At 65.0% G+C, this 25,982-nt stretch carries 21 protein-coding genes, 1 other RNA gene and 1 pseudogene; 12 read left to right on the forward strand and 11 right to left on the reverse strand.

Annotated features, from left to right (window positions below; translation table 11 throughout):
• Nucleotides 1–48: 48 nt before the first annotated feature.
• The 6 genes from A7A08_RS03900 to A7A08_RS03925 form a co-directional block, all read right to left on the reverse strand.
• Nucleotides 49–1,521: a Do family serine endopeptidase gene (locus tag A7A08_RS03900; RefSeq protein ID WP_069094168.1), complete on the reverse strand. Its 1,473-nt coding sequence runs from the start codon at nt 1,519–1,521 to the stop codon at nt 49–51.
• Nucleotides 1,522–1,651: 130 nt separating this feature from the next.
• Entirely contained in the window at nt 1,652–1,837 is a 186-nt protein-coding gene (locus tag A7A08_RS03905) for a DUF2065 domain-containing protein (RefSeq protein WP_069094169.1), read from the reverse strand.
• A gap of 6 nt (nt 1,838–1,843) precedes the next feature.
• Nucleotides 1,844–3,013 carry a protease modulator HflC gene (gene hflC, locus A7A08_RS03910; protein ID WP_069094170.1) on the reverse strand — a complete coding sequence of 390 codons (1,170 nt, stop codon included), beginning with the start codon at nt 3,011–3,013 and terminating at the stop codon, nt 1,844–1,846.
• Nucleotides 3,013–4,149 (reverse strand): FtsH protease activity modulator HflK, encoded by a 1,137-nt coding sequence (gene hflK, locus A7A08_RS03915; RefSeq protein ID WP_069094171.1) that lies wholly within the window; start codon nt 4,147–4,149, stop codon nt 3,013–3,015. The genes hflC and hflK overlap by 1 nt, the downstream gene beginning before the upstream one ends.
• A 223-nt stretch (nt 4,150–4,372) precedes the next feature.
• The gene (locus A7A08_RS03920) at nt 4,373–4,918 is read right to left on the reverse strand and encodes a dihydrofolate reductase (RefSeq protein WP_069094172.1); all 546 of its coding nucleotides are present in this window, start codon (nt 4,916–4,918) and stop codon (nt 4,373–4,375) included.
• Nucleotides 4,919–4,949: 31 nt separating this feature from the next.
• Nucleotides 4,950–5,744, reverse strand: coding sequence for a thymidylate synthase (locus tag A7A08_RS03925; protein WP_069094173.1), 795 nt, complete (start codon nt 5,742–5,744; stop codon nt 4,950–4,952).
• A 162-nt stretch (nt 5,745–5,906) separates the two neighbouring features.
• Here A7A08_RS03925 and A7A08_RS03930 point away from each other — a divergent pair, with 162 nt between their 5' ends.
• From A7A08_RS03930 to A7A08_RS03940, 3 genes are all read left to right on the forward strand, one after another.
• Nucleotides 5,907–6,170, forward strand: coding sequence for a PepSY domain-containing protein (locus A7A08_RS03930; protein ID WP_069094174.1), 264 nt, complete (start codon nt 5,907–5,909; stop codon nt 6,168–6,170).
• A 35-nt stretch (nt 6,171–6,205) separates the two neighbouring features.
• Nucleotides 6,206–6,574: a transfer-messenger RNA gene (gene ssrA / locus A7A08_RS03935) on the forward strand.
• Between the two features lie 73 nt (nt 6,575–6,647).
• Entirely contained in the window at nt 6,648–7,190 is a 543-nt protein-coding gene (locus A7A08_RS03940) for an SspB family protein (RefSeq protein WP_069094175.1), read from the forward strand.
• A gap of 52 nt (nt 7,191–7,242) precedes the next feature.
• On the opposite strand, the gene A7A08_RS03945 is transcribed toward A7A08_RS03940, so the two are convergent.
• On the reverse strand, nt 7,243–9,183 hold the full coding sequence (locus tag A7A08_RS03945) for a sensor histidine kinase (protein WP_069094176.1): 1,941 nt from the start codon (nt 9,181–9,183) through the stop codon (nt 7,243–7,245).
• Nucleotides 9,184–9,396: 213 nt separating this feature from the next.
• Here A7A08_RS03945 and fumC point away from each other — a divergent pair, with 213 nt between their 5' ends.
• A complete protein-coding gene (gene fumC, locus A7A08_RS03950; protein ID WP_069094313.1) occupies nt 9,397–10,821 on the forward strand; it encodes a class II fumarate hydratase in 1,425 nt (474 codons plus the stop codon).
• Nucleotides 10,822–10,866: 45 nt separating this feature from the next.
• The gene (locus A7A08_RS03955) at nt 10,867–11,076 is read left to right on the forward strand and encodes a ribbon-helix-helix domain-containing protein (RefSeq protein ID WP_069094177.1); all 210 of its coding nucleotides are present in this window, start codon (nt 10,867–10,869) and stop codon (nt 11,074–11,076) included.
• On the opposite strand, the gene A7A08_RS03960 is transcribed toward A7A08_RS03955, so the two are convergent.
• The 3 genes from A7A08_RS03960 to A7A08_RS03970 form a co-directional block, all read right to left on the reverse strand.
• Nucleotides 11,073–15,239: an AsmA family protein gene (locus A7A08_RS03960; RefSeq protein ID WP_069094178.1), complete on the reverse strand. Its 4,167-nt coding sequence runs from the start codon at nt 15,237–15,239 to the stop codon at nt 11,073–11,075. The genes A7A08_RS03955 and A7A08_RS03960 overlap by 4 nt on opposite strands.
• Nucleotides 15,240–15,475: 236 nt before the next feature.
• Nucleotides 15,476–16,129, reverse strand: a complete 654-nt coding sequence (gene trhA / locus A7A08_RS03965) for a PAQR family membrane homeostasis protein TrhA (RefSeq protein ID WP_069094314.1) — start codon at nt 16,127–16,129, stop codon at nt 15,476–15,478.
• A gap of 121 nt (nt 16,130–16,250) precedes the next feature.
• The gene (locus tag A7A08_RS03970) at nt 16,251–16,577 is read right to left on the reverse strand and encodes a hypothetical protein (RefSeq protein WP_069094179.1); all 327 of its coding nucleotides are present in this window, start codon (nt 16,575–16,577) and stop codon (nt 16,251–16,253) included.
• Nucleotides 16,578–16,881: 304 nt separating this feature from the next.
• Between A7A08_RS03970 and A7A08_RS03975 the strand changes: the two genes are divergently transcribed.
• From A7A08_RS03975 to A7A08_RS16140, 5 genes are all read left to right on the forward strand, one after another.
• Complete coding sequence (locus A7A08_RS03975; RefSeq protein ID WP_083226442.1) at nt 16,882–19,215, forward strand: ATP-dependent helicase; 2,334 nt, start codon at nt 16,882–16,884, stop codon at nt 19,213–19,215.
• A gap of 143 nt (nt 19,216–19,358) precedes the next feature.
• Complete coding sequence (locus A7A08_RS03980; protein WP_069094180.1) at nt 19,359–20,330, forward strand: trypsin-like serine protease; 972 nt, start codon at nt 19,359–19,361, stop codon at nt 20,328–20,330.
• A 128-nt stretch (nt 20,331–20,458) separates the two neighbouring features.
• A complete protein-coding gene (locus A7A08_RS03985) occupies nt 20,459–20,638 on the forward strand; it encodes a YegP family protein (RefSeq protein ID WP_069094181.1) in 180 nt (59 codons plus the stop codon).
• Nucleotides 20,619–21,842 (forward strand): DUF3754 domain-containing protein, encoded by a 1,224-nt coding sequence (locus tag A7A08_RS03990; RefSeq protein WP_069094182.1) that lies wholly within the window; start codon nt 20,619–20,621, stop codon nt 21,840–21,842. The genes A7A08_RS03985 and A7A08_RS03990 overlap by 20 nt, the downstream gene beginning before the upstream one ends.
• Entirely contained in the window at nt 21,839–22,000 is a 162-nt protein-coding gene (locus A7A08_RS16140) for a hypothetical protein (RefSeq protein WP_169822911.1), read from the forward strand. Before A7A08_RS03990 ends, A7A08_RS16140 begins: the two co-directional genes overlap by 4 nt.
• A gap of 15 nt (nt 22,001–22,015) precedes the next feature.
• Here A7A08_RS16140 and A7A08_RS03995 read toward each other — a convergent pair whose 3' ends face one another.
• Nucleotides 22,016–23,383 carry an APC family permease gene (locus tag A7A08_RS03995; protein WP_069094183.1) on the reverse strand — a complete coding sequence of 456 codons (1,368 nt, stop codon included), beginning with the start codon at nt 23,381–23,383 and terminating at the stop codon, nt 22,016–22,018.
• 91 nt (nt 23,384–23,474) lie between these two features.
• On the opposite strand from A7A08_RS03995, the gene A7A08_RS04000 reads away from it, so the two are divergent.
• Nucleotides 23,475–24,377: a 50S ribosomal protein L11 methyltransferase gene (locus tag A7A08_RS04000; RefSeq protein ID WP_083226414.1), complete on the forward strand. Its 903-nt coding sequence runs from the start codon at nt 23,475–23,477 to the stop codon at nt 24,375–24,377.
• 103 nt (nt 24,378–24,480) lie between these two features.
• Nucleotides 24,481–25,949: pseudogene (locus tag A7A08_RS04005) on the forward strand (M24B family metallopeptidase); the annotation flags it as partial.
• Nucleotides 25,950–25,982: the final 33 nt, after the last annotated feature.

The following is a 25,982-nucleotide window of genomic DNA, read 5'->3' on the forward strand; positions in this document are numbered from 1 at the left end:
GCCGCCTTTGGCGGTCGAGGAAAAGCTGCGCAGCCGACTTGGCTTTATCTAGCTGAGGGGTAGCGCGACGAAGGAGAGCTCGCCCTTGCCGTCGGAGATCAGCAGAAGGACGGATTTCCGGCCGGACTTCTTCACGGCATCGATGCGGGAGAGCACCTCCTGGGGACTGTTGACGGTCTCCTGGGTGACCTCGACGATCACGTCGCCGACTTTCACGTCCTTCTCTTCCGCCTGGCTGCCGGGCTCGACCTCGAGGATGATGACGCCATCGACGGCGTTATCGATGCCGTATTCATCGCGAAGCTGCGCCGTCAGGGGGGCGATGGCGAGGCCCAGGACGCGTTCGCGTTCGGGCTCGATCCGCTCCTCCGCAGGCGCCTCGCTCACATCCTCGACCTCTTCGCTTTCCGGCAGGCGTCCTACGGTCACTTCGAGCTTCATGGGCTCGCGCTTGCGGAGCAGCGAGATCGTCACCGCCTTGCCAATGGTGGTCGCAGCGACGAGGCGCGGCAGGCTGCGCATGGTGTCGACTTCCTGGCCGTCGAAATCCAGGATCACGTCGCCGCTCTGGATGCCGGCCGCCTCTGCCGGGCTACCGGGCATGACCTTTGCCACGAGCGCGCCGTGGGTCTCTTCCATGCCGAGACTCTCGGCGATCTCTTCGGTGACGCGCTGGACATGGACGCCGAGCCAGCCCCGGCGGGTCTCGCCGTATTGCTTGAGCTGATCGATGATGGTCAGGGCCGTGTTGGACGGGACCGCGAAGCCGATGCCGATGGAGCCGCCCGTGGGCGAGATGATCGCCGTGTTCACGCCGATGACCTCGCCATCCATGTTGAAGAGCGGACCGCCGGAATTGCCGCGGTTGATGGCGGCGTCGGTCTGGATGAAGTCGTCGTAGGGGCCGGCATTGATGTCGCGCTTGGTGGCGGAGATGATGCCGAGGGTGAGCGTGCCGCCGAGGCCGAACGGGTTGCCGATGGCCATCACCCAATCGCCGACGCGCATCTTAGCGGAATTCCCGAAGGTCACCGCCTTCAGGGGGTGGTCCGGCTCGACCTTGAGGAGTGCCAGATCGGTCTTCGGGTCGTGGCCGAGAACCTCGGTCACCTTGAGTTTACGCCCGTCGGTGAAGTTCACGACGATCTCGTCGGCGCCTTCGATCACGTGGTTGTTGGTGACGATCAGGCCGGACGAGTCGTAGACGAAGCCCGAACCGAGAGAACTGACGCGACGGGGCATGCCGTCGCCCTCGGGCGAATCGAAAAAGTCGTCGAAGAATTCCTCGAAGGGAGAGTCCTTCGGGCTGGGGGTCGCTTGCGGGTCCTGCTCCTGGATGCCCTTGACCGTCTGGGTGGTCGAGATGTTGACCACCGTCTCCTGCAAACCTTCGGAGATATCGGCGACGGATTCGGGGCCGCGCGCCGATCCGGATTGGGGCAAGGACGCTATCGCCACAGCGAGGCCGGCAGCCGCAGCGGCTTTCAGGCTCAACAGACGAAGTCGCGATGGAATCTGCATAGGAATGCCGCCGGTTCAATCTCTTAGCCGAACGGGGATGCGCGTTTCCCGACGGCAGATCAAGCTGCCACGTGGCGCCACGCTCCTCAATCACCAAAATTCGCGTGCGCCGAAACGGGCGATCGGCGGCTCAGCCGCGGGCCAGCCAGACGACGCCGAGACCGATGGTGGCCGCAAGCAGGCCGACGAGACGCAGGCTCGATTCGGGGGCTTCGGACGTCTTTTCGAGCATGGCGCGGCCGAGGCGGGGCGAAAGCGCCCACACCACGCCCTCAATCACCAAGACAAGACCGATGGCGCTCGCGAGATCCTGCATGTGCGGTTATTGAGCCGCTTCCAATTCAGGCTCGGCGCCGGAGGTGCCACCCGAATTTGCCGGGCCGGCATCTTCCTTCGCCGCATCGGAACTCTGCTGCTGCTCGACGCTGTCGGCGCTGGGCACTTCGATGCCGGCCGCATCGCCTCCGATCTCTGAGGCTTCCGTGTCGCCTGCCTCGGCGCCGTCCTGACTCTCGCCACCCTCGCTTGCCCCTTCGTCCGGGCCGGCCTGGCTCGTATCCTTGGGGGCGAAGCTTGCATTGGGCGCCAGCCCCTGCTTCTCGGTGTTCGTGCTGCCCGGGGTCTCGGGACCGCCGGCGGCATCGCCGAAGTAGCGGAAGAACTGAGAATCGGGGCTCAGCAGGAAGCGGGTGTCGTTTTGGCCGAGCGCGCTCCGATAGGCCTGCATGGACCGATAGAAGGCGAAGAAGTCCGGATCCTGTCCGAAGGCGCCGGCAAAGATTCGGTTGCGCTTGGCATCGCCATCGCCGCGGATCCGCTCAGCCTCGCCCTGGGCGTTCGCCTTGAGCACGGTGACCTCGCGGTCGGCCGTGCCGCGGATGCGGCGGGAAGCGCCCTCGCCTTCGGCGCGGAACTCGGCGGCTTCGCGCTGCCGCTCGGTGTTCATCCGACGATAGATGGCGTCGGAGTTCGCATCGGGAAGATCGACGCGCTTGATGCGCACATTGAGAAAATCGACGCCGTAGCTTCCGGTCTTCTCGTTCATCTCCTTGGCGATGACGGTCATCAGCTCGTCGCGACGGTCGCGGACGATCGCCTCGAAGGTCGACGCGCCCAGCACGCCGCGAAGCGTGGACTCCAGGTAGTTGGCGAACAGGCCGCGGGCGTTCTGCTCGTCGGTCACGGACTGATAGAAGAGCAGCGGATCGGTGATCCGGTAACGGGCGAAGGCGTCGACGACGAGGCGCTTCTGGCCGGAGGCGATGACCTCCTGGGGAGCGGTATCGACCTCGAGCACGCGGCTGTCGAAATAGAGCACGTTGTCGACGAAGGGGACCTTGGTGTGGAGTCCCGGCGTCTTGATGACCTGCTTCGGCTCACCGAAGCGGAGCACCAGCGCCTGCTCCGTCGGATCGACGGTAAACAGGCTGAGATAGGCGGTTACGGCCGCCAGAGCGATCAGGACAAGGGCGACGATGGATGCGATGCGCATTACTGGTCTCCCCCCGACATGGTCGAGCCGGTCGATGGTTTCTTGATCTCCGAGAGCGGCAGGTAAGGCACCACGCCCTGGCCGCCCTTGTCGTCCAGGATGACCTTGTCCCGGCCGGCGAGAACCTCCTGCATGGTCTCGATGAAGATGCGCTTCCGGGTCACGTCTGGCGCGGTCTTGTAGGCATCGTAGATCTTGGAGAAGCGGTCGGCCTCACCCTGGGCCTCGGCGATCACGCGGTCGCGATAGCCTTGCGCCTGCTGGAGGATCCGCTCGGCCTCGCCTCGCGCTTCCGGGATGACCTTGTTGGCGTAGGACTGCGCCTCGTTCTGGAGACGCTCCTGGTCTGCCTTGGCGGCCTGCACGTCGCGGAACGCGTCAATCACCTGGGCCGGCGGATCGGCTTTCTGAAGCTGCACCTGCAGGATCTCGACGCCGGCCTTATAGCGGTCGAGGGTGCGCTGCATGAGCTTCTGCACCGACTGCTCGGTCTCGGTCCGGTCCTGGGTCAGGATGCGCTCGATATTGCTGCGACCGACCACCTCGCGCATGGCGCTCTCCGCCACGTCGCGCACGGTGCCTTCGGGATTCTGCACGTTGAAGAGGTAGTTCGGCGCGTCGGAGATCTTCCAGATCACCACGAAGTCGATATCGACGATGTTCTCGTCGCCGGTCAGCATCAGGCTTTCCTGAGGCCGGGTCGGGGTGCTGCCGACGCCGCCGATCTCGAGGCGATTCTTGCGGGTGAATTTCGGGAGCAGAACCTGCTCGACCGGGTATGGCATGCGGAAATGCAGGCCAGGCGGGAGCTGGCGCACATATTCGCCGAAGCGCAGCACCACGCCCACCTCGTTGGTCTCGACGCGGACCGTGAAGAGCGCGAAGACGATGTAACCGACGATGAAGAGCCCGACGATGGCGCCGATGACGATGCCGAAACCGCCGCCGCCACCGCCCGGGAAGGCCTGGCGCAGACGGTCCTGGCTACGGCGCAAAATTTCTTCCAGGTCGGGCTGTTGGCCACCCCCACCGCCGCTGCGGCCGCCGCCATCACCGCCACCGCCGCTCGGAGGCTGACCCCAAGGGCCGCCTCCACCTTTCCAACCGCCGCCGCCGCTCTGATTGCTCCAAGGCATGATCGCTTCGATCCCGATGTGATTGAGGTGACGCCCGGCCTAAGGATGAAATCCATCCGTGCGCAAAGCCGTCCGATGAGGCCGACCCGTAAGACGCTTGTTGATCGGCGTTATAGAATAGTCCCCGGCCGGAAGCAACGATGGCCGGGGTGACGTTTGGGCTCATAAGCCCAGTAAAATTAACGGTGCGGCGCGCTGAAAACCCCAGACCGAAGCTGCCGCCTCAGTCTTTTCGTCTGCGCTCGAGCACGACGATGCTGAACGGGTGCTCGTCCTTCGGCCCGGCCTCGTAGCGCTCCCGGGAGACCTCTTCCCAGCTGCTCCTGTCCCATTCAGGAAACCAAGTGTCCGCCTCGGGCGATGCATGCACCTCGGTGAAATAGAGACGGTCGGCGACGGCAAGGCTCTCCTTGAACAGCGCCTCGCCGCCGATGACCGCGATCTCGTCCGCGCCGGTGCGAGCAGCCTCCGCCCGGCCGAGCTCCAGGGCTTCCCTCAGGCTATGGGCGACGGCGCCACCAGGAAGCACCTCGAAACTGCGGTCGCGGGTGACGACGATGTTGAGCCGACCGTCGAGACAGCGGCCGAGGGAATCGTAGGTGCGCCGGCCCATCACGATCGGCTTGCCCATGGTCACTTTGCGGAAATGCTTCAGCTCGCTGGAGATGCGCCAGGGCAGCTCGCCTTCGAAGCCGATGGCGCCGTTCTCGCCGACCGCCACCACGAGGGAAAGCGCGGGGTCGGCGCTGGAGAAACTGTGATCCGTCATGAAATTCCGTCTGTTTCTGCTATCGCTGCGCTCAGACCGCGACAGGCGCCTTGATGGCGGGATGGGGATCGTAGCCGATGAGCTCGAAATCGTCGTAGGCGAAGTCGAAGAGCGAGGCGACATCAGGGTTGAGGCGCATCTGCGGTAGTGCCCGCGGGCTCCGCTTCAGCTGTTCGTCCGCCTGTTCCAGATGATTCAGGTAAAGATGGGCATCGCCGAAGCTGTGGACGAAGTCGCCGGGCCGCAACCCTGTCACCTGGGCAATCATCAGGGTCAGCAACGCATAGGAGGCGATGTTGAAGGGCACGCCGAGGAAGATGTCGGCGGAGCGCTGATAGAGCTGGCAGGAGAGCTTGCCGTCCGCGACATAGAACTGGAACAGGCAGTGGCACGGCGAGAGCGCCATCTTGTCCAGCTCGCCGACGTTCCAGGCGCTGACGATATGGCGGCGGGAATCGGGGTCGCGCTTCAGGCCTTCGACGATCTTCGCGATCTGATCGATATGGACACCGTCGGGTGTGGGCCAGGAACGCCACTGGCGGCCATAGACGGGGCCGAGTTCACCGGTCTCGTCCGCCCACTCATCCCAGATGCTGACGCCGTTCTCCTTGAGATAGGCGATGTTGGTGTCGCCTGCGAGGAACCACAGAAGCTCGTGAATCACCGATTTCATGTGGACGCGCTTGGTGGTGACGAGGGGAAACCCTTCGCTCAGGTCGAACCGCATCTGATGGCCGAACACGCTCAAGGTGCCCGTGCCGGTGCGATCGCCTTTTTCGGTGCCCTCGTTCCGGATCAGAGCCAGCAGATCGAGATATTGCCGCAAACCGCCCTTCCCTTCCCGGTGCTCCGTTCAGCGTGAGTTCATGATCCTTCCGCTTCACTCGGCTCCAATCGAACTCGGGCCAAGACTCTAGGCGGGCATCGTCCCCCGATATAGGCTCGGGGAAAGCGCAACTCCAGCGAAGTTCCAGGAGGCCTGTCTCTCATGTGCAAAACTTCCACCTTCAAGACGGCCGGGATCGCGGCCCTCGCATTGCTCATGGCGGCGACCGCTTTCGTGAGCAGTCCCGCGGACGCCAAGCGGCAACGCTACATCGATGCATATGTTGCCCGCGACATCGCCTTCGACACGGGAATCGTCGAAATCAAGGAGATGGAGCTCGATGACGGCGTCTGGGAAATCGAGGGTTGGGACGAGCGGCACCGCGAAATCGAGCTGGAGCTCGCGCCCGCTCCGGCGCAATTGTGAAGATCGACCGGGATTAAGGCCGGAGGCGCTTCTGTGGGGTTTTTTTAAACCACTGAGGGGCCTATATATGACGTGTCGGTTTCGACCGACTATGGCGATAAATGGCCTTCGTAATAAGCCTATCGGACCCGGGGGCAGTACCCGGCGCCTCCACCATAATTCCAGACCGCGGGTCCCCGCATCTGGCATTCTGTGGGGGCGAACTAGGATCGACGAGGGTGTAAAAGTTGTGCTTTCGCTCGGCATGGTTCCGCCGTTATCGGGCCGTTCAATAGTTGCAAACGACAACTATGCGGAGGCGGCTCTCGCTGCGTAAGCAGCGCGATAGCCTCATTTTCAAGTCCTAGCCTGTCGCAGGGCTAGGCGCGGTTTCGGAGGGCACCGGGCAACAGAAGCCCTCCACTTCTGCCGACGGGGGTCGGGTCTCGGGAAGAGAGATCGTCGCCCCCTCATTCTAAAGCGGGGCGGCAAAGCGCGATGGCTCAGGACGAGATCCGCTACGACCTTCTGATCCAAGACGCTCTTCGGAGCGTGATCCGCAAAGTGCTCGTGATGGTGCGCGACGACGGCCTGCCCGGCGAGCACCATCTCTACATCGCTTTCGACACCACGGCAGATGGTGTCCAGATTTCCGATCGCCTGAAAGAGCAGTACCCGGAAGAGATGACCGTGGTGCTGCAATATCAGTTCTGGGATCTCGTGGTCGGCGAGGACCGGTTCGAGGTGAAGCTGTCCTTCTCCAACGTGCCGGAACGCCTGGTCGTGCCGTTCGAGGCGGTGAAGGCCTTCTACGATCCATCCGTGCAGTTCGGTCTTCAGTTCACCCAGCCGGGCGCCGCTAACGATGCGGCCCGGCAGCATCTCGCCGCGGCCATGCCGGACCTCGTGTCCGATGCCGATGACGGCGAGCCTGGCCATGGCAGCCACGATGCGGCTGTCGCGGAAAGCGATAGCGACGACGACCATCCGCCGGCGAAATCCGGCGAGGTCGTTGAGCTTGACCGCTTCCGCAAGAAGTAGCGTCCAATCCCCTTCGAATTACGTGTGAACCCGGGTCGCGGAGCGCCCTGCTCTACGCGCTCGCCGATTGCTGCTGACGAAGCTGACGCTGACCGCTCGCGCGCGGCGCGGCCTCGTGCTCGATAGGAAGATCCAGCTCGACATAGAGACCTTCGTCGCGGAATTCGAGCTTGGTCTCGCCGCCCAAATTGTGCCGAATACCCTTATCGATCAGCTGCATGCCGAAGCCGTTCTCACCCGGCTTGGGCGGGTTGCTGCCCCGCTCCAGCCAGCTGAGGCGGAGGCGCTTGCCCTTCTTGCGCCAAACCACTTCCAGGTTCCCGTCATTCTGTGAAAGCGCCCCGTATTTGACCGCATTGGTGGCGAGCTCGTGCAGGGTCATAGCCAGGATGGAGGTCGCGCTGGCAGGCAGGAGGATATCGGGGCCCTTGATGAGGATGGTCGGGCCGTCCTCGCGCATATAGGGCGCAAGCTCCCGCTCGGCCATCGCCTTCAGGCTCGCCCCCGACCATTGGGATTCCAGCAAAAGGTCGTGAGCACGGTGGAGCGCCTGGAGACGTTCGCCCAGCGTCTGGGCCATGGCCATGGCGGCCGGGTTGTCGGCATGGCGCAGGCTCGCCTGGACCAGGGACTGGACGATGGCCAGGGCGTTCTTCACGCGATGGTTCAGCTCGCCCACGAGCATGGTTTGCCGCTCCGCAGCGCGACGCGGCTCGGTGACGTCGCGGAAGATGAGAACGGAGCCGGTCAGGGTCCCGTCGACACCCAGGATCGGGGCGCCGCTATTCTCGATCGGCAGCTCGGACCGGGCGCTGGTGACGAGCAGGCCCTTATCGGTCAGGCGCGCGACCTCCCCTTCGGCGAGGGCGATGGTAGCGGCATCGCGCAGCGGCTTCCGGGTGCTCTCGTCGATCACCCGAAAGATCTCGGCGATGGGGCGGCCGTTGGCCTGCTCGGCGCTCCACCCGGTCAGATCCTCGGCAACGCGGTTGATGAGGAGGACATTGCCGCCGGCATCGGTGGCGATGACCCCGTCGGAAATGCTGTCGAGGGTGATCTGCAGCCATTCGCGCTGACGGCTCAGCTCGTGCAGGGCGTCGGCGCGGTCCTTGTCGGCCGCCCGCACAGCCTGGGTGGTGGTCCAGACGAAGGCTGCGAGCAGCACGATGCTGGCCACGGCGAAAATGGCGTAGCTGGCGGCGCTGCCATAGATGCCGTTGATCTCGGCCTGGTGGGCGAGGAAACCGGTGACAAGGGGAAGCACGACGATGCCGGGCAGGAGGCGGCGAAGCATCTCCCCGGCCGGCGATCGCTCGAGGACGGCCGCCGCGACCCCGCTTTCGGGCGTCGCCAGGAGCAGGCCGATACCGAGCAAAAACGCGCTCGATGCGCCGTAGACCGACAGGGCCGAGAACGGGAACGGGGAATAGGCCGTGGTGATGCCATAGGCATAGCCGGTGAGGACGATGAGCACCTGGACGAGGAGCGCGATGCTGAACAGCTCGCTCAGGAAGGTCATGGTGCGGTCCCTGCCCGCGGCGGCGAGAGCCAGACCGAACAGAAGAAGGGCGATGCCGATGCCTAGGGACATGCGCACAGATTCGCGCGTGTCGAGAAACTCGCCGCGGGGCGTATCGGAGCTGCTCAGGGCCTGGTTCAGACCGAACTGCCATCCTGCCAGGTCGTGGGCCAAGGCGAGCAGAGAGACCGCGATGACGGGCATGGCGAGGAACCACGCCACCGGTCGGCTGGCCTGCCAGGTGAAGCAGAACAACGCCAGCCCGCCCAGGAGAACGCCGAGGGCCGCGTCGGGCCGCATGTTGGAAAGGTGGTCCAGAAAGTCCGGCAGATCCGCGGGCAGATCGAACCGCCACGCCGCCAGCACATAGGCTCCAATGACGAAGGTCATCACGGCGGCCACGCGTGCGAGCGCGACAGCAACCCGCTCGCGGCGAGGCTGGGGCAGCGGAAGATGATGCGGAACGTCGGTCATACGCCGATCCTCGCCTGCCGCGGCCACTGTGGGCGCACGTCTCCCGGCTGTAATGGTCGGCCGGTCGAGCCGCCGCGAAACGTGCGGCAGTGTCCTCTGTCAGGCCATGCTATAGCGTAGCCGATGACAGCATCATTTCGGTTTGATGATGCCGTAATAGACTGGCCAATGCGCGCGAAAAATGCGGCGGCATACGAAGAAAATGAGGTGATCATGGCTGCGAGCGAAGCTTCAACCCCCGAGTCGCGAGAGACCCGCACCGAAACGGATGCGTTCGGCGGCATCGCGGTTCCTGCGGACCGGTATTGGGGCGCCCAGACCCAGCGTTCGCGGCAGAACTTCAAGATCGGCGTGGAGACGATGCCGGTGCCGCTGATCCGCGCGCTCGGACTGGTGAAGAAGGCAGCGGCACTGACAAATCTCGAACTCGGGCGGCTGGACGAGCGGTCGGCCAAGGCCATCGCATCGGCGGCCGATGAGGTGATCGAAGGCAAGCTCAATTCTCATTTCCCTCTCGTGGTCTGGCAGACCGGATCGGGAACCCAGTCCAACATGAACGCGAATGAGGTGATCGCGAATCGTGCGAGCGAAATGTTGGGAGGAACGCTCGGGACCAAATCCCCCATACATCCCAACGATCACGTCAATCTCGGCCAATCTTCCAACGATACCTTTCCCACGGCGATGCATATCGCTGCCGCGGAAGAGATCGCCTACCGGCTGGATCCCGCACTGGCCTATCTGTTCGAGGCGTTGAAGGCGAAGGCCGAAGACTTCAAGGACATCATCAAGATCGGCCGCACCCATATGCAGGATGCAACACCGCTTACCCTAGGTCAGGAATTCGGCGGCTATGGGGCGCAAATCGACCAGGGAATCCACATCATGAAGCAGTCCCTGTACGGGCTCTACGAGCTCGCCCAGGGAGGAACCGCGGTCGGCACCGGGCTCAATTCCCATCCCGATTTCGCGGACAAGTTCGCGGAGAAGATCGCCGAGTTCACCCATCTGCCCTTCATCACGGCGCCCAACAAGTTCGCCGCGCTGGCCGGCAACGATGCCTACGTGGCGGCCCATGGCGCGCTGAACACCGTCGCGACGGCCATGTTCAAGGTGGCCAACGATATCCGCCTTCTGGGCTCGGGGCCCCGCTCCGGCCTGGGCGAGCTGATGCTGCCGGAGAACGAGCCAGGCTCATCCATCATGCCGGGCAAGGTGAACCCGACCCAGTGCGAGGCGGTCACCATGGTGGCGGCCAAGGTGATGGGCAACCAGACCACCATGACCATCGCCGGCAGCCAAGGGCATTTCGAGCTGAACGTGTTCAAGCCGGTGATGGCCTACACCATGCTGCAGTCCATCCGACTGCTGGGCGACGTGGCAGTCAGCTTCGTGGACAATTGCGTGAAGGGTATCCGTCCAAACGAGGAGCGGATCGCCGAGCATATGGGCCGGTCGCTGATGCTGGTGACGGCGCTGGCGCCCCATATCGGCTACGACAAGGCGAGCGAGATCGCCAAGGCGGCCCACAAGAACGGCACGACCCTAAAGGAGGAGGCGGTGCGTCTCGGCTATGTCCAAGAGGACGAGTTCGACAGGCTCGTTCTACCCGAGGAGATGATCGGGCCGAAGGCCTGACCGGTTCAGGCGTCTTCCCTGCCCCCTTCGTCTGGGCTTTCCAACATGTCTTCCACCAAACGCTCCATCACCATCGCGGGCCACAGGACATCGGTCTCCGTCGAGGACGAGTTCTGGGAGGCTTTGTCGGAGATCGCCGACGAGGACGATAGCTCCATCGCGAGGCTGGTGGAGACGATCGATCAGAGCCGAGGAGAGAAAAGCCTGTCGGCTGCCATCCGCGCCTTTGTGCTGCGAAAGGCGCGTAGCGGCTAGCGGCCGTAGCCGAAAAGCGGAATGCCGCGCTTCCAGTCGTCGTTGGCCGGCGCAGGCCGGTTCGACCGGCGGGTGGCCGGCGGAGGCGGACGACGCTCCGGCGCCACGATGGCCTCGGTCGTCTCGTCGGAGGCTTCGGTGAGCGGCGTCTCACCTTCGGATGAAGTCGAGGATTCGTTCAGCTCCAAGAGATCCTCGATGCTCGATGGGGTCCGCCGGGATTTCGCGCTGTCTTCCTCCCTGCTCCCCGCCTCGCCGCCGTCATCCGGCGCGGTCGCCGTATTGTCCGAAGGGGCGGTCTCGCCAGCGGGCGGGGTCTCCTGGGCCGTCGACGGCTCCTGTCTACTTTCAGGCTGTTGGGCCGTTTCGGCGTCCCGATCGTTCGGCGCGGGCTCCTGTGCCGTCTCGGGCTCAGGCTCCTGGACGGTGTTGGCCTGCTGCGGCGTGGCGGCTTCAGCTGCCGGGGCGGCGTCGTCTTCCGCCTTCTCGGGGGCGGGAGTCTCGACAGACGATTGCGGCTTCGGCGCCCGGGTGGGCGCGCTGTCCGGCGGTCCCTGGCCCGTCACGTCCAGATTCTCCAGCCGCTCCACATCCTCTTCCATACGGCGAACGGTGAAATGCGCGACCAGCGCGTCCGTATCGATCCGGGGCGCGATGGTGTCGATCTGCTCGAGCGGTGCGGCCAGCACCAGGGTGAGCGGCGGAGCATCCTCCACGGGCGGCTGCCGCAAGGTCATGTTCCATTCGCTGTCGAGGCGAAGGCTCGCCAGCGCGATCAGCCCGCTGATCTCGGTAATCGCCTGATCGTTGGCAAGGCGTCCCTTCTTGAGCCGCAGGGTCCCGTTCTGCACCGTGAAGTCGAGGACGGTGGCGTCGAAATGGTAGACGCCCTGGTTGATCTCCTTCTGCAGCCGGTCGGCAAGGCCGACGATCTCCTTCTCGTTCACCCGGTTCTGGTCGGTCTTCACCGCCTGGGACAGCATCTTGGCGTAAGCGGCGGTGTTGAGGCCACGGATCTCGCCCGGCCGCAAGGCGAGGCGTCCCTTGCCACTCAATCCCGCAATCAACCCCGGCGGGCTCAGGCCATCGCCGGTGACATGAATGTTGAAGCCGTATTGGCTCTTGGCCTGAATCCGGCCCAGCAGCGCATTGGATGTCTGAGACATCTTGGCCGCAGCAAGCTCGGCATGGACGTCGAGATGAGCGCCCTCGCCGCGCGGCGCGAGCTGACCGGCCGCCGTGAACAGCCCGTCGAAAAGCTTGCCCTTGAGCACCTTGATGTCGAGCTTTCCGGCGTTCGACTGTGCCTTGAACTGGGCCTCCTTCAGGGGGAAAGCGCTGCCCAGATACATGGTCTTCGCCTTCACGTGGAGCTGGGTCTTGGCCCATCCGAGAGGTCCGAGCGCGAAGCCCCGGGCCGGCCAGATCGCGGCCCTTCCCTCAGTCAGCGTGCCGAGCAGTTCCTCCGTCGACGCCGTGCGCTCCCAGGCGACCAGGGGGCCGAGCAAGGCCGGCAGAGATACCGTGTCGGCTGTGGCATCGAGATAGACCTCCGTCTCGGGCTTCTTGTCGGTGAGGATATGGGCGCCGAGCTCGACGCTCTCGCTGCCGATCTGTCCGTTGAGCGGATAGAGGTGGATCTCGCCGGGCTTCTTGGTGAGCTTGCCGCGGAGATCGACGGGAAGATCGCGGGCGCTCGGCGGGACTGAGACGCCGGCAAGCGCCAGCACCATGGCAGCGTCGTCGGTGCGGGCGCTGAGCTGGCCCTGCAAAGTCAGTGTCTCGTCGCCATATGCGCCCTCGCCTGCAAAGCTCGCCTCGAGGGGACCCGTCAGCTTCACGCTGAGGTCCAGCTGATCCTCGGGGACGCCTTTCACGGCGAGAACAAGGGTATTCCTGGCTTCCGCATTGTCGCCAAGACGGCTCTTGAGCTCTTCGGCGCTCAGATCGGGTGCGGCGAGCGAGATCAAGGTTTCCGAGGTCACGCCATCGACCTCGCCCTCAAGATCGATCGCCGCCTTCCCGAGCTCGGTCAGATCGCCATGGGCTTCGCCTTGCAGATCGACTTTGGCGCCTTTCACCGTGCCCGTGGCCTGAACACGGCCGATGGACTGCTCCCCTTCGCGGTCGGCCTCGAGAACCAGGCGAAGGTCCACCGGCGCGAGGCCGGCGAAGGTGCGGTCGCCCAAACCCAGCGTGTCGGCGAGGGCTTGCAGGCTTTCCGGCTTATCGCCCTTCACCGAAAGCGCGATGCGGCCTCGGGGATCGTCGCTGAGAGAGGTCAGCGCCCCCTCGCCCGTCACCATCAGCGCGCCGGGGCTTTCGAACTCAAGGCTCCTGATATCGAGGCGGTCGCCGGCATAGTCGAGCCGCGCATTGAGCGCGCCTCCGGGCAGATCCGGCAGAAGAAGCTCGTGCACGTCCAGGGCCAGGTGGACGCTGGCATCGGTCAGGCCGCCGAGGGCCGGAAACGGCCCGGTTTCGGCTTTCGCTGGCTTTTCGCCGCCGGTCGTCTCACCCTCGGCCTGCTCTATCCCGGGCTTCGCTGTGTCCGACTTTTTCGACCAGAGGCGGCCGATCCCTCCTTCGCCCATCACCTCGCGCAGGTCGAGACGCTCGCTCTCCAGGGCGAGATGCAGCATGGGGTCGTCCCCGGCCTCGTAGCGGAGCGCGCCCCCAAAGGCCGTGCCGCTGACGGCGCCTTCGATACCGCTCAAATCCACGGTGTCCGGCGAAAGCTCAGCGTCCGCCTTCAGCGAAAAATCGCCGGCCGATGTCTGGCCCGCCAGCCCCCGATCGCCTGCCGCCCAGCGCGTGAGCGTGGCCAGACGCTTGCCCTCCAGGTTGAGCTTGCCGGAGAAGACGGGCCGGGAGTCGCGGGTTGCGATAGTACCGGACGCCGCGATCTTCGTTTCGCCAGGCAGTGTGGCGTCGAGCCCCTCGATGGTCACACGGCCGTCTTGAGATGCCAGCTTCAGATCGACTTCGGTGACGAGATCGCCGCCCAGGCTCGCCTGGTCGACGCGGATATCGAATTGGGCGGTATCGAAGCGCGCCGTCTGCTGGAGGGCGAGGTCGGCCAGACGTGCGAGCCGGGAGGCCGGATCGGTCTCCCCGCCGCTCTTCGGGTCGGCCAGCAGCGCATCCACATCCACCCAACGCGCCGTCACCTCCCCTTCGGCCCGATCCGTCTCGCCGAAATCGACGGCCAGCTTGCCCTTCAGCATTTGAGACCGGCCGCGGCTATGGACGGTGACCTCGAAGGGCGAGAGCGCCACACGCTCGGGACGCGCTTCCAGGTCTCCTTTCAGCTCCACGAGGGAGGCGGCGGCGGGCGGCGGCGGGGGCGCGGGCTGCTCCCCGTCCTGACGCTCGGCGACGGGGACGGCATCCGGGCCCGGGGATGCGCGGTATGGCAGAAGCCGCGCGGTCATCTTCCCGTCGAAATATGGGGTGGCGCGCAAGCCGCCGATCTGGCCGTCGAGCAGCAGAGTGGTGCCGGAATTGGTCTCGGTGATGCGCGCCTTCAGACGGGATTCGCCCTCGCTGTCCGCCGCGCCGGTGGAGAAGTGAATCTCCTGTGGTTCGCCGTCGTAACGATAGGTGGCGCTGACCTTATAGGGACCCGATAGGCTGGCGGCGGTCGCCTCCCCGTCGATGTCCTCGATGGAGGCGATGTCCTCGCCTTGCTTGTAGACCTCGATCCGGCCGCCGCTGACGGTCACGGAATCGAAGGCTACCTGCTTCGGTGCGAAGGGAAGCGTCGACTCGCGCAGGCCGATGTCGGTCCAGGCGCCGCTGCCGTCCTCGTTGACACTGAGCCGGATGACCGGATCGACGATTGCGACCTGCTGGGTCTCGATGGTGCCCCGCAGCAACGCACCGATATTGAGGGATACCTGTAGCGTTTCTGCTTCGATGAAGGGCAGCGTCGTGCCACCTTCCGCCGCGGCTACGGTCACCTGATCGAAGCGTAGCTCCGGCACCGGCAGCAGTCGAAGCTCGACCGGGCCGCGCACGGCGACGTCCCGGCCCATGACCTTGCTCGCCTGCGCCTCGAACACGTCGCGGTAATCGTTGAAGTCGACGAAATACGGAACGGCGAATAGCGCGCTCAAGGCGACGATCAGAAATACCGTCAATGAGAGCAGAAAAGAATTCACGGAAGTTCGACCTTAGGGGCGTTCACGCCGTCTCGTTTTCAACTCGGTGTCGGACCTGTCCATCCAGCAGACTTCGCCGCTGAATACCATCAACGTGGGCTGATGGCGAAATTGAGTGTGATTCTTACAGTCTACCCCATAGAAGACGGCGCGCCTGCGCATATTCCACGGGAGATCGGCTGATTTTTGGCCGAACGGCTCGCTTCGCCGGCCGAACGCGGAGGTGTTCGCGCCGATCAGCTGCCTACGGCGTCCACCACGGCGGCGTAGTGGAAGCTTGCGGCGCACAGGACGAAGACGTGCCAGATCGCATTCTGATACGGAAATCGCGACAGGTGAAAGATCACGCCGACGGTGTAAAGCAGCCCGCCGACGGCGATTAGAACCGCAACGCGGGTCGAGACGGCGTCGGTCAGCGGCGCCCAGGCCGCGACGACCGCCCAGCCCTGCACCAGATACAGCACCGTCGAAACGCCCTGCAGATAGCGGGGCGCGGCGAGCTTGATGACGACGCCGACCAGCGCGATGGTCCAGACCACGGCCAGGAGCGTGTGGCCCGTGGAGGCATCCATCTTCATCAGGGCGAAGGGCGTGTATGTGCCGGCGATCATGAGGAAGATCGCGGCATGATCGAGCCGGTGGAAGACGGCCTTCACCTTCGGCCGCACGATCATGTTGTAACAGGCCGAGCAGGTGAAGCAGGCGACCAGCGCCAGCCCGTAGATGGTCAGGCTCACGACCCAAAGTGCCGTGTTCGACTGCACCCCGATGACGAGCAGCGTGAGCAGCCCGATCACGCTTGCGGCGACGCCGATGACGTGCACGCAGCCATCGGCGATCCGCTCACGCAGGGTGTAGGCCGGCGCTACCTCTCGATCTCTCTCGATCATGGTCCGTATGTGAGAACGGATATCCATGAAGCGGAGGTTACGGAGGGTTGTGGCGAGCGTGAGGCACAAGCCCGCGCCGGATTGTCCCGTCTTTTCGGCTTCTAAAGGCTCGGGCTCAACCTCAGTTGCCGCAGGCGACCGCGCCGGAGGTGCAGACATAGGGCACGACAACGCCCGGCCAGCACTGGGTGTAGGTCTTGCGGGTCACGATGTCGGGCTTGATCAGGATGTCTTTCGGCACCTCGGGACGGACCGCCTTCCAGAACGGATCCGGCTCGACCTTCCTGGCGCGCATGGTGACATAGCGCCAGCCCCGCCTGCGCTTGACGGCCTCGGCGGACTCGGCGGCGTTGGCTTGCGACGCCTGGGCTGCGGCCCTGGGTGATTCGGCGCTGTTGGTGGCCTTGATCAGCTCGCAGCCAGCCGAGGCCGGCGTTGCTCCCGCCATTCCGAGAATGGCAAATCCGCAAAGAAAAATGCTCGATTTCAATAGGCCGCGCATATCCCTCTTTCTCCCAATCATCTCAATCGCGAATACGAATGTTCGGCAAGGGCGGGCGGATCTCGGCCCGCGGGCCAAACTTACGGAATCGCCGGGCCAAGGCCAGTGCATCCGGGCCACAATCACCAATAAGTTGGGCGCCAGCCTGCGACGAAATGGCATTCCGGACCTGACTGACGTGCGCCGCGAGGAGGTCGTTCTCGGGGGCGGTCCTTTTTTGCCCGCGTCCGCATGCTATATCTCGGAACAAATGGCGAAGAATCACTCATCGGCCGCCGAAGCGGCATACCCGGAGGACGACAGGCCTCTCTCCCAGCGCGCCATGGGGCGCCCGGCTGCGGCCTCCTATCTCGAAGGGCTGAACCCGGAACAGCGGGATGCGGTGGAGACCCTGGACGGTCCTCTGCTGGTGCTGGCCGGCGCGGGCACTGGCAAGACGCGCGTGCTGACCACCCGCATCAGCCACATCCTCAATCTCGGCAAGGCGCGGCCCGGCGAGATCCTCGCGGTGACCTTCACCAACAAGGCCGCCCGGGAGATGAAGGGCCGCATCGGCAGCATGATCGGCGGTGCGGTCGAGGGCATGCCCTGGCTCGGCACGTTCCACGCAATCGGCGTGAAGATCCTGCGGCGTCACGCCGAGGCGGTGGACCTCAAGCCTTCCTTCACGGTGCTCGATGTCGACGACCAGATCCGGCTCCTGAAGCAGCTGCTCGCAGCGGAGAATATCGACGAGAAGCGCTGGCCCGCGCGAATGCTGGCCGGGCTGATCGACAGCTGGAAGAACCGGGGCATCACGCCGAAACGCGTGCCCGAGGGCGAGAGCTTCGCCTTCGGCAACGGCAAGGGACAAGCGCTCTACGCCGCCTATCAGAAGCGGCTGAAGGAGCTGAACGTCGTCGATTTCGGCGACCTCCTGATGGAGAATCTCCGCCTGTTCCAGGAGCAGCCGGACGTGCTGGCCCAGTATCAGCAGCGCTTCCGCTACATGCTCGTGGACGAGTATCAGGATACCAATGTCGCCCAGTATCTCTGGCTGCGGCTGCTGGCCCAGGAGAATCCGAATATCTGCTGCGTCGGCGACGACGACCAGTCGATCTATGGCTGGCGTGGCGCGGAGGTCGACAACATCCTGCGCTTCGAACAGGACTTCCCGGGCGCCAAGGTGATCCGCCTTGAGCGCAACTACCGCTCAACGGGGCATATCCTGGGGGCCGCCTCCGGGCTGATCGCCCATAACGAAGGACGCCTCGGCAAGACGCTCCATACGGAAGACCAGTCCGGCGACAAGGTCGCCCTGCAAGGCTGCTGGGACGACGAGGAGGAAGCCCGGGTCATCGGCGAGGATATCGAACAGCTGCAGCGCAAGGGCCACGCGCTGAACGAGATCGCGATCCTCGTGCGGGCGAGCTTTCAGATGCGCGCCTTCGAAGAGCGCTTCCTCAATCTCGGCCTGCCCTATCGGGTCATCGGCGGCCCGCGCTTCTACGAGCGCCAGGAGATCCGGGACGCCATCGCCTATCTGGCGGTGACGCTAAACCCGTCAAACGACATCAAGTTCGAGCGCATCGTGAACGTGCCGCGCCGGGGCCTGGGCGATTCCAGCGTCAAGGCGGTGCATCAGCTTGCCCGGGCGCGCGGCGTGCCGCTGACCCAGGCGGCGCGGATGATCGTGGAAACCGAGGAGCTGACGGCGCGGGCGCGCAAATCCCTCGCCGGGCTTATCGGGTCCTTCGACCGCTGGCGCGGCATGATCGACAGCATGAAGCATACAGATCTCGCCGAGCTGATCCTGGACGAGTCCGGCTACACGGCCATGTGGCAGAACGAGAAGAGCCCGCAGGCTCATACGCGCCTCGACAACCTGAAAGAGCTGATCCGCTTCATGGACGAGTTCGATACGCTCGCCGGCTTCATGGAGCACGTGACCCTGGTGATGGACCGGGAAGCGGAGGAGACCGAGGACCGGGTCAACCTGATGACCTTGCACAGCGCCAAGGGACTCGAATTCGACTCCGTGTTCCTGCCGGGCTGGGAGGAAGGGCTCTGCCCCCACCAGAGGAGCCTCGACGAATCCGGCCGCTCCGGCCTGGAGGAAGAGCGGCGGCTCGGCCATGTGGGGCTGACCCGGGCGCGGGTGCGCGCGAAGATCACCTTCGCCCAGAACCGCCGAACCCACGGCACGTGGCAGTCGGCCATTCCATCGCGCTTCATCGACGAACTGCCGGTCGATCATGTCGACGTGGTGGAAGACACCGGCTATGGCGGCTACGGCGCGAGCCGCTTCGATACGGTGGAGACAGTGTTCGCCAGCGGATTCTACGAGACGCCGGGCTGGCAGCGGGCGCAGCGGAACCGGCCCGACACGGGCTCGCCCCAGCGGCGCCGCGAACCGCTCACGATCGAAGGCACGCTGGTTGCCGCGAGCACGGCGGAGGGCAGCGGGTTCAGCACGGGGACTCGCGTGTTCCACCAGAAATTCGGTTATGGGCGGATCGCCGTTGTCGACGGCAACAAGCTTACGGTGGACTTCGAGAAGGCCGGACGGAAGAAGGTGGTCGACAGCTTCGTGGAACGCAGCTGAGCCCCCGCGGCGGCGCCCAGCCGAGCGTCTTTCCTCCCATCTGCCCCGTGACGTTCACCGGGGATTGTGCATCGCGTCGCGATTGATCGGGACATATTTGCAATCTTCGCTAGAATACTGGTTCCAACTGACAGGAGGCCGTGATGCGCAGCCTGATCCTCGGAGTCATTCTCGCGTTGCTGGCAGCCATGCCGGTCCTGACGGCGCCATCGCCGGCCGATGCTCTTTCCGGCGCGACGGCCGACAGCACCGACCGCTTCCCCTACGTCGTCGAGATCAAGCATGACGGCAAGCTGGCATGCTCCGGGACGGTGCTTTATCCGCGCATCGTCATCACCGCCGCCCACTGCATGCAGAAGAAGGTCTATTGGCGCGGCGGGCTCGTCTACGTCGACGAGTATGCGCAGCCGGAGACTTTGACCGTCGCCGTCACCGCGCGCGGCGAGGAGCGCGAATACGGCGTCTCCGACGTGACCGTCTCGCCGGATTGGCGACGGGTGATCCAGAATTCGAATGCGGGCGACCGGTTCCTGCACGACGTCGCGATCATCGTGACCAAGGAGCCCGTTGCGGTGAGCGCGCCGCCGGGCCTCTTTCAGCTCACGCGCGAGGCAGCCATCGCCAACGCGCCCCATTACCACGCGGACGACCGTCCTCCGCCGACGGCGCCCGCTTCCGACCGCCATGCCATCGGGCCCTTGGACGGCCACGGGGTGATCGTCGCCTTCGGCGCCGACCGTTGCGATGTGATGCACGGCTGCGAGAATGCCGGGATCCGCCGCTATCAGCCGGTACTCATCAAGCAGAGCACCGAATGCTTCCGAAACCGGTACACGCGGCCGAAGCACCCTTCCCTTTCGCCGACGGCCGATCCCGATACGCCAAAAGCCGTATGGTGCATGGAATCCCTGGTGTTTCCCGGTGACAGCGGCGGGGCCCTGTTCGTGGAGGATGCGGACGGAGCCCTCTCCTTCATGGGCGTGATCTCGGCCCAGCAGGGCTTGCCGCCGGCGCTTGCCGCCGTGCAGCGGAACAAGCGGAGCGTCGCGAGCGCGCTCTACCCGAGCCTCGGCTTCATCACCGATACGGCACGCAAGCTCGGCTACGTGCCGTAGGGCTTTTCGCTTCGCCCAAGTTGCAGCCGCGCCTCTCTCGGCTAAGATCGATTGCGACGGCGCGTCATATATGGGTCGCGCTTCGTCGATAGCTTTCACACATTTCAGAGCTGCTACGGGGTTTCAGCATGGCTTATAAATTCGAGGTCTATACGGACAAGAAGGGCGAGACGCGTTTCCGATTCAAGGCGTCCAACGGCGAAGTGATGTTCGGTTCCGAAGGCTACAAGGCAAAGGCTTCGGCTTTGAAGGCGATCGAATCCATCCAGAAGAATGCGCCCGGCGCGGATGTCGACGACCAAACCTAACGGACGCTCACAGGATGCGGCGGCGGAGGGCGGATCCCCCGCCGCCGATCCGCCCGGCGGGATCGAGCTGCCGGGCCATTTCATTCCGCTCACCCGGAAATATCTGCGCGCCAGCCTGCTGCAACAGCTCGCCGAAGACGGCGCGGACATCCCCCAATTCACCAACGCTCTGCACTGCCTCGCCTCCTGGCGCCACAGCCAGTACCGGGCGCGGCTGCTGCATCTTCTCGACGACTACCTGCCCTTCCTGCCCGATGGCGACACGACTTGCCTCGCCGATATCACGGACGCGGAGAAGGCAGCTGCCCATCGCCGCTTCATCGACGGGGTGCAGACGCTTCTGGAGAGCGCCAACTACAGACGGCTGCGGGAGGAGGATATCCAGGCCCTGCTCGACGCCAAGACGCCGTACGGGCTGCATCTCAACGTGGACCTCACGGCGTTCGACGACGTCTTGATCTATTACCGCGGCACGGACAAGCGCATCCGTGAGGCGCGCAATCCCTGGCTGCTCTATCTCCGCAAGGAGCGGTTCGACGAGCCGCTGTTCCAGCGTCTCTTCCTGCTGCTCAAGCTGAAGCCGATGGAGCGCCGGATCGAGGAGGTGATGGCGGAAGACGGGATCGACCGGGCGCGGGCCGAAAAGAAGGTCCGTAGGATCCGCGGCGCCTTGCCTGTAGGCGTCACCAGCAGCCACATCTATCTCAAGCTGTTCAAGCGCATCCCGAAGATCGATGTCGAGATGCTGTTCCCCAACACGAAGATCGCCTTCCGCCCGTTCGACAAGCTGAAGCTGCTGGTGACTGCGGGAGGAGGAACGGTCGCGGGTGTCGCCGGCACGGCCAGCAAGCTGCTGGTCGCCACGAACCCGATCACCCTGGCGATCGCCCTTGCGGGGCTCTCAGGCGTGGTGTTCCGGCAGGTGATGGGCTTCTTCAACACGCGCAACCGCTACATGATGGTGCTGGCCCAGAACCTCTATTTCTGCACCCTCGCCAACAATCGCGGCGCGCTAACCCTGATCGCCGACCGGGCGGAGGAGGAAGACACCAAGGAGGACATGCTGCTCTATGTCTTCCTGGCGCGACGGGACGAGGTTTCGCGGGCAGACCTCGACGAGGTGGCGAGCGAGATCCAGACGTTTCTGCAGGAGCGCTGCGGCGTGTCGGTGACCTTCGATCTGGCGGACGCCTGCGGCGCTTGAAGGAAGACGGGCTCGTCGCCGAAGACGCTAATGGCGCCCTGACTGTGCTCGCGCCGGACGGCGCGCGCGCTCATCTCGACACCAAATGGGACGGGCTGATGGACCCGGCCTGCATGGAGCGGATGCCGGCGGTGAAGGCGAGCTTCGAAGCGCTTTGAAGCCGGACCGCAGGCTTAGGCTTCCGGCTCCGGCATCTCTTCCGCCGGCACGGCCTGGGGCCGCAGGATCGCGTAGAGCGCGACTATGGCGATCAGCAGCGCGCCAGCCACGATCGGGGCCCTGAGGTCTCCGGTGGTGACGCGGACGCCCACCAGCACGAAGCACGTCACCAGCCCCAAGGCCGGGACGATCGCCGGCACCTCGAAGCGGCCTTTCGGCTCTCCCTTCCGCCGCTGAAGCACGAGAAGCGCCGCGTTTACGACAGCGAAGATGGTGAGAAGCAGCAGCACGGTCGCAGCGGCGAGATCGGAGATGGTGCCGACGAGAGCGAGCGGCACCACGACGATGAACAGGGCCAGGATGGCGATATGGGGCGTACGCCGCACCAGATGCACCTTGCTCAGAACCTCCGGAAGCAGTCCCTGACGCGCCATGCCGAAAACGAGCCGTGATGCGGTGACGTAGTTCACGAGCGCGGTGTTGGCGACGGCGAACAGCGTGATCGCCGTGAACAGAACCGGCGGCAGGAGCGGCGCTGCGCGATGAACCACCTCGGTGATCGGTCCCGGCGCGTCGGCGAGCTCCGGCCACGGCACGACGGAGACGGCGGTGATGGCGACGGCGACGTAGATCACGGCGGCAGCCGTCATGGCCAGGATGATGCCCAGGGGCACGTTGCGGCCGGGATCCTTCACCTCCTCGGCGACATTGAGGGTGTCCTCGTATCCGATGAAGGCGAAGAAGGTGAGGATCGCGCCCTGCAGAACCAGAAGCCATTGGGTATCGGCGCCGGGCACTTGCGGGACCTCCAGATAGTCCACGCTGCCCCAATAGGAGACGCCCACGGCGATGACGATCAGGAGCCCGCCGGCCTCCACCAGGGTGCAGACGACGTTGACCCACATGGACTCCTTGATACCCCGGAAGACGATTCCCGTGAGAAGCAGCAGAAAACCGATGGCGAGCACGCTCAGGGGCAGGCTCTCCCATCCCAGCAACGTGGCGAGATTTGCAGCGAAGACGCGGGATTGGGTCGCGACTGAGGTGAGGCCCGAGCAGACCAGCGCAAGCCCGACGGTGAAGCTCAGGAGCGGCCAGGAGAAGGCGCGATGGGTGATATAGGCCGCGCCGCCGGCCCGCGGATAGCGGGAGCCGAGAGAGGCGTAGGAGAGGCCTGTGAGCAGCGCGGCGACGAAGGCCACGAGAAAGGCGAGCCAGACGGCATTGCCCACCTGGCCGGCGGCCTTGCCGATGAGGCCATAGATGCCCGCCCCCAGCATGCTGCCGAGACCGTAGAGCGCCATCTGCCACGGGCCGATAGACCGCTCCAGCTGCGGCTGGCCGCCGGGCACAGATGAGCCCTTATCCTGAGACACAGTCATTGCGCAGCCCGCCCCCTTAGGCTAACCGCGGGGGTTCGGATCTGGCGCCCCCAGAAAGTCCTTGGCCAGTCCCCCGCGAGAATTCGGTGAGATGACCTACGCTAACCCCTCAGACCCTATCCGTCGATCCGTCACCATCGCCGTGCCGCTGGACGCGGCGGCGCGCATCGCCGCAGCGCTGGAAGAGACATGGCCGGCGCCCGACGCGGTGGGGCACTTCGAGACCAGCCCGACCAGCGCGGAAGTCTTCGCCCATTACACCGAGACTCCGGATATCGGGCTGATCGAAACCATGGTGCAGGCGGCTGCGGACGGGGCGGAGATCGGATCGCTCCAGGTCGAGACAATCGCCGACGAGGATTGGGTGACGCTCTCCCAGGGCAAGCGGGGCAAGGTGGAGGCCGGGCGGTTCACGGTTCATGGCAGCCACGAGGCCGTTCCCGCGACGCGCGGCGCGATCGAGATCGATGCCTCCATCGCCTTCGGAACCGCCCATCACGCGAGCACGAAGGGGTGTCTTCTGGCGCTGGACGACATTCTCAAGCGCTATCGCCCGGAGCGCGTGCTGGATATCGGCACGGGAAGCGGCGTGCTCGCCATCGCGGCCGCGAAGTTCTGCCATGCCGAGACGATCGCAACGGATAACGACGCTGCAGCCCTCAACGTCGCCGAAGAAAACGCGGCTCTGAACCGCACGCCGGAGATCCGGTTCCGCGCCTGCCACGGCTTCGAGGATCCCGCGCTGGTCGGTTTCGAGGCTGATCTCGTCTTCGGCAATCTGCTGAAGTCGATCCTGCTCGATCTCGTCGCCGGCTTCGCCCGCCACACCGCGCCGGGCGGCTTGGCGGTTCTGTCGGGCATTACGGCGGACCAGGCCGCGAGCGTGGAGGCCTCCTACCGGAATTTCGGCTTCGTCCTTAAGCGGCGTATCCTGCTCGACGGATGGGCCATTCTGGTGCTGCAAAGGCGGCCCTCGATGCCGGTCTTCGATTGATCGGCCGGCGCGGGCGGCCTACATAGCCGTCATGTTTCAAGACTTCGAAGATCTTGCCCCGAAGGGCGACACCGAAGCGCGGGTGAAGGCGCTTCGCGACGCAATGGCGGCGGAGGGCGTTCGGGCCTTCCTGGTTCCTCATAGCGACGAGCATCAGAACGAGTTTCTGCCGGCCCATGCCGAGCGCCTTCACTGGCTCACGGGTTTCTCCGGTTCGGCGGGCACCGCATCGTGGCAGCGGACAAGGCCGTTCTGTTCGTCGACGGGCGCTACACCCTCCAGGCACGGACCCAGGTCGACACCGGCCTATTCGAGATCCTGCAGGTGCCCGGACATCGTCCGTCCCGCTGGATCGCCGAGCATCTCGCCGAAGGCGATGCCGTCGGCTACGACGTCAATCTCCACACGGTGAGCGAAATCGCGCGTCTCTCCAAGGCGCTGGAGGAGTCCGGGATCGCGTTGAAGCCCCTGGGGGCCAATCCGATCGATGGGCTGTGGGCCGATCGCCCTGCCCCGCCGGACGGCCCGGCCTATCCTCACGGGCTCGCCTTCGCCGGAAGATCGGCGGAGGAGAAGATCGCCGACGTCCAGGAAACCCTGAAATCCGCAAAGGCCGACGCGCTTCTGGTGACCATGCTGGATTCGGTAGCTTGGCTGTTCAATATCCGCGGGTCGGACATCAAGCACCTGCCGGTGGTGATCGCGAGCGCCATTGTGCCCGTCGAAGGACGGCCGACGCTGTTCATCGATCCCAAGAAGCTCGGCGACAATGTCCGCGGCGCGCTTGCCGACACGGTGGAGTTCCTGCCGCCATCCGAGCTGGACAGCCGGCTCGAGGCCTTGGGCAATCGCAAGGTGACCGTGACCCTCGATCCTTCGACGACGCCCGCGCGGTTCGAGAACGCCTTGAAGGAGGCGGGCGCAGAGATTCTTCACCGGACCGATCCCTGCATCGCCGCCAAGGCAGTGAAGACGGCAGCCGAGATCGCCGGCGCACGGGCCGCCCATCTGCGGGACGGGGCGGCGGTGGTCCGCTTTCTCGCCTGGCTCGACGAGGCCGCGCAAGACGGCGGGATCGACGAGGTGCAGGCGGCCGGAAAACTCGAATCGTTTCGGGCGGATACGGGCGAGCTGAAAGAAATCAGTTTCGACAGCATCTCCGCCGCCGGCCCGAACGGCGCCGTGGTGCATTACCGGCCCATGGCCGCGACGGCGCGCAAGCTGGAGCCGGAGAGCCTTTATCTGATCGATTCGGGCGCGCAGTACGAAGACGGCACCACGGACATCACCCGTACCGTCGCCATCGGCCAGCCGACGCCGGAGATGCGCCGCCATTACACCCTTGTCCTGAAGGGCCATATCGCCGTCTCCAAGGCGCGGTTCCCGGAAAAGACGCGCGGACAGGATCTCGACCCCCTGGCGCGGCTGCCGCTCTGGCAGGCCGGTCTCGACTACGATCACGGGACGGGTCACGGCGTCGGCAGCTTCCTCTCCGTGCATGAGGGGCCGCAGCGCCTGTCGCGCACGGGCACGGTGGAGCTGAAACCCGGCGTGATCCTGTCGAACGAGCCGGGCTACTACCGCGAGGGCGAATACGGCATCCGC

Origin of the sequence: Methyloligella halotolerans, assembly GCF_001708935.1 — a bacterium.
In the GTDB taxonomy this organism is placed as follows: Bacteria; Pseudomonadota; Alphaproteobacteria; order Rhizobiales; family Methyloligellaceae; genus Methyloligella; species Methyloligella halotolerans.